Source organism: Clostridium guangxiense (assembly GCF_021043395.1).
Lineage (GTDB): Bacteria > Bacillota > Clostridia > Clostridiales > Clostridiaceae > Clostridium_S > Clostridium_S guangxiense.
In genome coordinates this window covers 45,293-55,040 of the sequence record NZ_JAJNKE010000028.1, presented here as the reverse complement: position 1 = coordinate 55,040, position 9,748 = coordinate 45,293, and the positions used below count along the sequence as shown (strand labels likewise).

The following is a 9,748-nucleotide window of genomic DNA, read 5'->3' as shown; positions in this document are numbered from 1 at the left end:
CATATAAAGCAGGAAGAACACTAAAACCTACAGCCTTAAATGATCAAAAAGTTACATTTTAATCTTGACATTTATATTTAAATACATCCTATGTTAAGGTTCAACACTTGTTAACTGCATCACCTCCTTAAGTGGCTTCGTAATTTAAATACATCCTATGTTAAGGTTCAACCTGTAATATAAGTTTGTTGAGGAATATCTGCCAATTGATTTAAATACATCCTATGTTAAGGTTCAACGTGTTGCACTTTTATAGTTACGCTTGTTGCTGTAGGATTTAAATACATCCTATGTTAAGGTTCAACTCTTAACTCTCTTGGTTCGTATTTTATTTCTATCGATTTAAATACATCCTATGTTAAGGTTCAACCCTGCTTGCCCAAACAATCCGAAACTATTTTCTCTTATTTAAATACATCCTATGTTAAGGTTCAACTTTTCTTCTAAAACTTTTATGTGGTTTCTAGTAGCTATTTAAATACATCCTATGTTAAGGTTCAACCTCGGGTTCACGATCTGCAAGTATGTTCAAAGATTGATTTAAATACATCCTATGTTAAGGTTCAACAACCTTCTTTTGTGTCATATTCCTTGCTTGCGGTCATTTAAATACATCCTATGTTAAGGTTCAACTTTTAACTGTCAATTGCAAGTCAATTGACATTGTAGATTTAAATACATCCTATGTTAAGGTTCAACATTTGTCTTAAATTATAGAAATCCATATCCTTCTGATTTAAATACATCCTATGTTAAGGTTCAACGCTAAAAACGGAAGGCATGAGCGTAACGTTAATCGGATTTAAATACATCCTATGTTAAGGTTCAACATATTCACCCTAAACATTACAAAGGGATAAAATTATTTAAATACATCCTATGTTAAGGTTCAACAAGCTTTGGATTTAGACTAACAGAGCTATAATACAGATTTAAATACATCCTATGTTAAGGTTCAACAAATCGTTCATCAATTGTTACCTCCCATACTTTTTTATTTAAATACATCCTATGTTAAGGTTCAACCTGTAATATAAGTTTGTTGAGGAATATCTGCCAATTGATTTAAATACATCCTATGTTAAGGTTCAACGTGTTGCACTTTTATAGTTACGCTTGTTGCTGTAGGATTTAAATACATCCTATGTTAAGGTTCAACTCTTAACTCTCTTGGTTCGTATTTTATTTCTATCGATTTAAATACATCCTATGTTAAGGTTCAACAATACTGGAGAATTGGAGGGACAAAGATGTGCAAATTTAAATACATCCTATGTTAAGGTTCAACACTTACATAAACTTTTGGTCGCATTGCTACTTATAATTTAAATACATCCTATGTTAAGGTTCAACCTTTGTCTTTTCCCAAGATTTTAAATTTCCAAATAGATTTAAATACATCCTATGTTAAGGTTCAACCAACAACAGATTTTACAACTCTGTCTGTAGAACTTATTTAAATACATCCTATGTTAAGGTTCAACGCAGAGTATGCAACTTGCTTTGCTTGTAGAGATAGGATTTAAATACATCCTATGTTAAGGTTCAACATGAAGGAAAAAATATCAGATTTATTACACTCTACATTTAAATACATCCTATGTTAAGGTTCAACACCAGCAGCTTATAAATAAATACGCTTTAACGCAATTTAAATACATCCTATGTTAAGGTTCAACCAGTTGACTTGAAAGAAAGCATAGTTGAGTTTAAATTTAAATACATCCTATGTTAAGGTTCAACGAAGGAAGCAGATGAAAGAATTGAAAGTATTTTAGATTTAAATACATCCTATGTTAAGGTTCAACCAATAGAGGTAACAATAAAATTTCAAAAGCATTTATTTAAATACATCCTATGTTAAGGTTCAACAGAAATTATAAGCCAAAGCATTAATAATACTAAAAAATTTAAATACATCCTATGTTAAGGTTCAACCAATCAGATCAAGCATTTAAAAACCATCAAGTTTTAAATTTAAATACATCCTATGTTAAGGTTCAACCAGAAATGCCATTAACACAAGACCACTTTGTAGCATATTTAAATACATCCTATGTTAAGGTTCAACAATATGATGTTCCATAAGTGATATACTCAAGGATTCATTTAAATACATCCTATGTTAAGGTTCAACATAATAGATTTTAATATAGAGCAAGAAGCTAGACCATTTAAATACATCCTATGTTAAGGTTCAACATCAAGAGTTGTAAGCATACCATTTTGGACTATAGATTTAAATACATCCTATGTTAAGGTTCAACATCATTGAAAAGGCTAGAGCCAAAATGTGAAATCACATTTAAATACATCCTATGTTAAGGTTCAACGCATATGGTTGATATCTAAATGCTAATTGAGTTAATTTAAATACATCCTATGTTAAGGTTCAACAATATGGTAAATGATCGACATAAATAAAGTTTTATAATTTAAATACATCCTATGTTAAGGTTCAACTGGATCCTACTAAAAACATGGGTATCAGTTACAGATTTAAATACATCCTATGTTAAGGTTCAACGATAAGAGAGACATACAGAAGCACGGTAGTTGAAGGATTTAAATACATCCTATGTTAAGGTTCAACTTTCATCTGCCTCTTTCATTGCTGCTTTCAACGGAATTTAAATACATCCTATGTTAAGGTTCAACTAAATCATAATTACTATATTTTAAAAAGTATTGAAATTTAAATACATCCTATGTTAAGGTTCAACCCTTCTATTTGATTTTTCATCTACTTTACGATAGAAATTTAAATACATCCTATGTTAAGGTTCAACTTAGGCTTTTCAAACTGTCCAATCTTGCCTAGGTCGATTTAAATACATCCTATGTTAAGGTTCAACTTTGTAGAACAGCATTATATTTATCTATTCCTACTATTTAAATACATCCTATGTTAAGGTTCAACGCTGTTTTTAAATCTAATGATATTACTCTATTTGAATTTAAATACATCCTATGTTAAGGTTCAACGTAAAACCCTTAGAAATCACCTTTCTCGATTAGCAAATTTAAATACATCCTATGTTAAGGTTCAACGTGAATATATTGAAACAGCTTATAAAAATATTCACATTTAAATACATCCTATGTTAAGGTTCAACAAAGATACTGGTAGACGAAGATTCAAAAAAGTTTTATTTAAATACATCCTATGTTAAGGTTCAACCGTAGGAATTGTAATTGGTAACGTATTAGATGTAGATTTAAATACATCCTATGTTAAGGTTCAACACTATAAAAGCAACTGAAGATATGGCAACAGCTAATTTAAATACATCCTATGTTAAGGTTCAACAGGTAAAGGAAAGGAAGTAATTAAGAATGAATAAATTTAAATACATCCTATGTTAAGGTTCAACTGGCACTATAAATAGTGTAGGCACGAAAGGATCTACATTTAAATACATCCTATGTTAAGGTTCAACAATGATATTATTGGGCAATATGAAATACTAAAGATATTTAAATACATCCTATGTTAAGGTTCAACTGGCATTAATAGTAGCGGTAAAACATACTGCATGGATTTAAATACATCCTATGTTAAGGTTCAACAATGCAAAATGTATTTGTTTCCACAGTTTCAGTTTATTTAAATACATCCTATGTTAAGGTTCAACGGATAGCGAAAATGAAGTCTATAGAATAGAAAAAGAAATTTAAATACATCCTATGTTAAGGTTCAACTCTTATAGAAGGAACTATAGTAAGTGAGTATGGTCCATTTAAATACATCCTATGTTAAGGTTCAACTTTTAGTATTTCAGACAAAATCACTGAAGGAGATACAATTTAAATACATCCTATGTTAAGGTTCAACTTTAACATCATAGTGGCATTAAAATGCCTTAAGTCAATTTAAATACATCCTATGTTAAGGTTCAACGCAGTAATTACGGCTGACAGATTATATATAGATACATTTAAATACATCCTATGTTAAGGTTCAACCCAACGTTGCAGCTATCATTGCACTACTAACAACGCATTTAAATACATCCTATGTTAAGGTTCAACGTTATAGCTATTGGTATTTTCTTTGGGTATACACCAATTTAAATACATCCTATGTTAAGGTTCAACCTTAAATGGACTAGCATGATTAATCAAATAAAACATTTAAATACATCCTATGTTAAGGTTCAACTTTAAGCGTGTTGTCTAATACGTCTGCTAATGCCTTATTTAAATACATCCTATGTTAAGGTTCAACGGCATAGCAAGGGAACAAACAACAAGGAGGACACAAATTTAAATACATCCTATGTTAAGGTTCAACCAACATTACAATAACTGATAATCTTTGGTTTGATACATTTAAATACATCCTATGTTAAGGTTCAACTATATGACAATATTCCATGATTTTGGTGTTATAGGATTTAAATACATCCTATGTTAAGGTTCAACGCAAATTTCTAATCAGCCAGTACGTGTAACTGACAAATTTAAATACATCCTATGTTAAGGTTCAACTCTAAGGAAAGATAAGGATTTCATATATGCAGAATGATTTAAATACATCCTATGTTAAGGTTCAACACTTCCAGATGATGTAATGCAATCGTTACTTGATAAATTTAAATACATCCTATGTTAAGGTTCAACAGTAGCATGGTTCAACCAGAAAGAAATGCAAGAAGATTTAAATACATCCTATGTTAAGGTTCAACGCATAGCATATTTGAATAGAACAGCTGGCACAGAACATTTAAATACATCCTATGTTAAGGTTCAACGTATATGTTAGCAAAAGAATTGCAGAGTTGTAATTTATTTAAATACATCCTATGTTAAGGTTCAACACAATTGAAAGAAGGTGCGGAAATATCAATTAATTTATTTAAATACATCCTATGTTAAGGTTCAACCACTGTAAATAAGCCATTCTTTATTTTTATTATACTCCTTTAGCCCGCGCTAATAAAGGACTTCATAGAAATTTTTCCAACCGATTTTCATTTTTTAAAAAAGCATATAAGAATCGCTTCAATGCATTGGTATTCAATGTTTTGAAACACTTTAATTTATTCTAGCGGTTGGAAAATTTCTTTTATTTAAACTCCGTCGTAATTTTCATCAAATCTTCCATATCCGACATTAGTTTTAGTACCTATGCCAAAATCAAATAGTATTTTTTGAAATAACTTTATTTTATCTTCTTTTTTTATAATTCCTTTTTTAAGTTAAAACTAAAACGCCATACAACATTAGGCATTACTTTTAAAAACTTCAAAGGTGTTGGATTTTTCAAAGAATTTTGATGTATCAAAATGAATATTAAACCCAAAATTGGATATAATAATACAACATTAAAGGAGGATGAATAATTTTGGATAAATTAAGTATAGTTGGAATTGTTGTTGATAAGAGAACAAAGTCTGCCCCACAGGTTCAAGAAATACTAACAAAATACGGTGATAGCATTATTTCTAGATTTGGAACCCATGACCCAGGTGAAAGGGAGCATGGACTTATAACTTTAAACTTTCGCGACAAAGAAGAAACATTAAAAGCTATGATTGACGATTTAAAAAATGTCGATGCCGTAGTAGTAAAGGCTATTGATATGAAGTAACGGTAACTGATTAATTTTTTTAACAATTATAAAAACACACAACCTTTACATATCAATATAAAATACTGCATGAAGGCTGCGTGTTAATCTTTTATAACTAACTTTATTTTATGTTTTGTCAACTATATATAAAAATTTAATATTGTAGGATTTTGTAATCAAAAATCAAGAATTTTTTTCGTGACATTACAAATTTGCAGTATTTACTTTTCATAACTGTATCTTGAATTTAATAAATAAATTGATTTTCCATCATATGATTTAATTGTAATTTTCCCCGTTAGTACCATTATACTACTGGATAATGTTTTATTGTTTTCAGAAGATTTCATAATATCTAACATCAAATAATCTAAAGACACATTAAGTTCCTTAGATTAAGCAAACATTCTATTTCATATTCTCGTATTTTAATATCTGCTTAATATTGTATTTCTCTACACTGCTTAACTGTGAATCATATCCTTTAAAGCTTGGATTTGGTGTATACCAACTTTTTGCTTCAAAATAACTTTTAAAAGGCTCTTTTTTAAAAACATATCCGTGTCTTGCAAATATCTCATTTCTTGCCATCATAAGCTCATAACCTGTAAGCCTTTTAAGCTGAACATCCGTCACCTTATATTTATCACTATCTTGCAGGATATATTTGCTGCTCTTCGAAGTTTTGTGAACCTTTGTTACAGTTTTGCTTGAATTTGTTGTGTTTAATTTATCAACTTTTTTCGCAGATGTACCAGCTAGTATTTTAAAATGAATAAAAATCATCAATATAATAATAAAAGCTGCAACTGCACCTACAAGCTTTGTAGTAGATTTTTTTACTTTTATTTCATTATGGTAATTTATATAATTATTCATTTTTTCATAATTTGACACAATACCAACTCCACTTTTTTTATTTATAGCTTTGTTCAGTGCGCTTTGCTATGTTGAAAAATTTTACTTAAGGTAATTTTTAATTTTCTAATTCCTTTTGCTTTACTTTTATCTTCTCTAATTATAAACGCCCTTATGCCTTTCTCGCTTTCTTTTATAAGCTTATCTCTAGTTTCAGCATCTTGAAAGAAATGTAAATCTAAGTTTTCAAAATAATTTAAAAGTGCTTTTTTAAGATCATGTTCAGCCTGTTTTGAAAACAACTTTTCATACATGCTGCAAAGCCATATTACAAATTCTCTTGCTTCCTTTATTTCACCATTTTCCCATACATAGTTTATAACTCCATTAATATCGCATCCGGTACTATTTAAAAATCCACATGTTATCTTCAAATAATTTTCATTGTTTATTGATATTTTATATGCACTTGTTATAGCCTTTTCTATTTTATTTCTATACTTTGAATCTTGTATAGCTACTCCCACATATGCAGCATCATCAAAATTTTTAATATTTACTACTTTTTTAAGTACACTTATAATTTCATAATTTTCACTATCTACATTTTGTGGTAACAAATTAATTTTTTCTATTGATGATATACTCATAAATTCAGGTTGTACTGTATTTATAAATATAGTAAATAATCCTTCAAGTATATCATTTAAAAAGTTTTTAAGTTCTTCATTTTTATGCTTGTATTTTAGCATTGAAATTTTTTCATCTGCAAATACAAACTCATTTGCCATACAAATAGAAGGTGAAAAAAGCTTTACTGATTTTTCCTCAAGCTCTTCTGCTAAAATTCCAATGAACTTCGATGAAATTATAAAACAAAACTCAACAATTTGAAAATATTCTTCAAAGTTAGTACATTTTTCTATTAAATAATTTGCATATTCCCTTAAGCTCTTACTTACTTTTTCATTTTGCTTATTTGTTCTTATAAATTCCGTCAGAAGCTTTTCGTTCTTCGTTATACTCTCAAATAATTTTATTTTGCCTTCTTCATCATTTCTAAAGGCCGCTTCTTCTTCACTTGTTAAAAGTATTTTGCAGAAATCGTCATACTCATTTATATTGAGAGAATCAAGACAAAAATTGCTAACTTTCTCTATAAAATCGTTGATTTTTTCAGTATCCTTCATATTCCTCACTACAAAATCTAAATATTCATGCTGCTCAGTTTTAATTCCTTCCTTCAAAAATCTGTCTCTCACAAAATCAAATAAATAACCAGCATTTATATCTGTATTAATACTTTTTATCCCACTCCTAGATACAAATTCGATATGTATGAATTCTCTACTTTTATAATCTTTAGTGTAGGTTATAAAGCCAAGTTTCTCTCTAACTGCATATGGAAGAGATCTATATATAAACTTCAATAGCTCTTTTGCATAAAATGAAAGCATAGATACATCTACATCTAGTATTATATATATTTTCCTGTTTTGAAGCACTGAAATAAAGCATGCCATTACTATTTCTTTAAATGTATTTTCCTCAATTTTAAGCTTTGTAAGTAAATCTTGAAATGATGAAAATCCCATTTCCATGCTTTCCATTTCAATACTACGAATATCCTCTAAAACACCACCATATGCAATATTATAGCTATTTTTAAAACCATCTACATATATTATTTTATCAGGGTTTTTTATAAATTCTTCTTTTTCCTTCCTTCCAAGTACATAATTATGAGTAAAAAATGTACTCCTCTTTCCTTCAAAATCCTTTGGTACAAAAGAGGTTCTTCCAATAATCATTTCACCGGATGGAATATTAAATACAGTGAATGCCTTAGGAAATTTATCGTAATTACTTTCATTTAAAAGCTCTACTGGAATTTCATAAAAGCAATATTTATGAAGCACTTCCTTTACAAACTCATCACTTAGTCCCATGCTCTTTGCTACTGTATCATAGCCTGGATTATCACTGTAAATCCCACGTTTTTCCCTTGTATAATAGTGTTGTTTTATCATTTTTCACTGCCTCCAGGTATATATTTCATTTTGTACATAAGCCATAAAAATGGTTCTTCTACCCTCAAAGGGTTTATTGTATTATTAATGTTTATTTCAAGATTTTGAGGATTACTTCCAAGAGCAGATACTCCAAAATATGATGTATTTCTAAAATACGCTTCCATTGCTCCTTTAAATGGAGAATCAGCCTTACCAAGAAATCTTTTCATTTCCCCATTTATATTTTCAAATTCATCTAAATCGAAATATATACTATGCTTATAGTTTTTAAATATATTGCTGTTTGGACTTAAGTACTCCGGATCATTTAAATTCTTAAGCATATCCGTTTTCGTGACAACCACTGCCGTTGGTATATCTGTTGCTGCCCCGCTTTCTTTTCCTATAAAATTTTCATAAAAATAAACTAAAATATCCTTTGGTTCTTGATATTTTGCAGTAAAATCCCCTTGTTCTTCTTTATTTAAAATATTTAATTTTTTTCTTAAGGTTTTCATTTGAAGTGGATCAACTAAAAATATTATTCCACTAGAATTTTTAATATGCTCCCCATGTTTATCTATATACGATTTATCTGTCATTCCTTCTCCTGGAACATCGTAAAATGCAAAGGTTATTGGAGGTTTTGTGTCATCCTTAAATCTAAAATTTGCTATAAGTGGATCTATGTGTTCTTTTGGCGTTGGTTCAAGCATCTTATTGTATTCAAATACTATCTGCTGATTTTCTTTTATTTCTTCATTATATTCCGAGTTTCCTGCAATAAGAGCTCCATTAAAACGCTCAGATACATAATGTTCTAAAACATAAAGAAGACATGTCATATAAACAGACTTTCCAACTTGAGATGCTCCTACTACAGATATTATGCTAGTAGGCCCTCTTCCAGAAGTTATTGGGAGTTCATTATGACAGTATGGACACAATCTCTTATCTGTTGTCACATCATATTTATCCTTAATCTCTAAAATAACACCATCAACTACTTTTATATTCCCTTTGGGAAGGCTTTCTGGCTTTATTATAGGATTAAGCTCTGGAACAGATGACTTGCCTATTTTTTGATTATAGTTATTTAACTCCTCATCCACAGTTTTTTCGTATTCTGGATCGCCTTCTTCGCTGTGCTCTGCTCTAAAAACCACATTGTTTGACTTGAACTTTTTAAAGCAAAATGGACATATTATATCATAAGTTCCCTTACGCATATTTACATTTGATATTTTAGTCTTATTATCTTTCCCTCCAAATATTTTATTAAATAAAGCCACTTACATCACCT

5 protein-coding genes and 1 CRISPR repeat array are annotated in these 9,748 nt (G+C 29.4%); of the genes, 1 reads left to right on the top strand and 4 read right to left on the bottom strand.

Annotated elements, in window-relative coordinates; all coding sequences use genetic code 11:
* Window positions 1-75 precede the first annotated feature (75 nt).
* A CRISPR array of direct repeats spans window positions 76-4,886; the repeat unit is 30 nt; unit sequence ATTTAAATACATCCTATGTTAAGGTTCAAC.
* A 461-nt stretch (window positions 4,887-5,347) separates the two neighbouring features.
* Window positions 5,348-5,593, top strand: a complete 246-nt coding sequence (locus tag LQK79_RS14810; RefSeq protein WP_231017055.1) for a hypothetical protein — start codon at window positions 5,348-5,350, stop codon at window positions 5,591-5,593.
* Between the two features lie 203 nt (window positions 5,594-5,796).
* On the opposite strand, the gene LQK79_RS14805 is transcribed toward LQK79_RS14810, so the two are convergent.
* From LQK79_RS14805 to LQK79_RS14790, 4 genes are read right to left on the bottom strand one after another with little or no spacing between them, the layout of a single operon-like run.
* Window positions 5,797-5,937 (bottom strand): hypothetical protein, encoded by a 141-nt coding sequence (locus LQK79_RS14805; protein ID WP_231017054.1) that lies wholly within the window; start codon window positions 5,935-5,937, stop codon window positions 5,797-5,799.
* Window positions 5,938-5,983: 46 nt separating this feature from the next.
* Entirely contained in the window at window positions 5,984-6,472 is a 489-nt protein-coding gene (locus tag LQK79_RS14800; protein ID WP_231017053.1) for a YARHG domain-containing protein, read from the bottom strand.
* Between the two features lie 35 nt (window positions 6,473-6,507).
* A complete protein-coding gene (locus LQK79_RS14795) occupies window positions 6,508-8,463 on the bottom strand; it encodes a GAP1-N2 domain-containing protein (protein ID WP_231017052.1) in 1,956 nt (651 codons plus the stop codon).
* On the bottom strand, window positions 8,460-9,737 hold the full coding sequence (locus tag LQK79_RS14790; RefSeq protein ID WP_231017051.1) for a hypothetical protein: 1,278 nt from the start codon (window positions 9,735-9,737) through the stop codon (window positions 8,460-8,462). Before LQK79_RS14790 ends, LQK79_RS14795 begins: the two co-directional genes overlap by 4 nt.
* Window positions 9,738-9,748 lie beyond the last annotated feature (11 nt).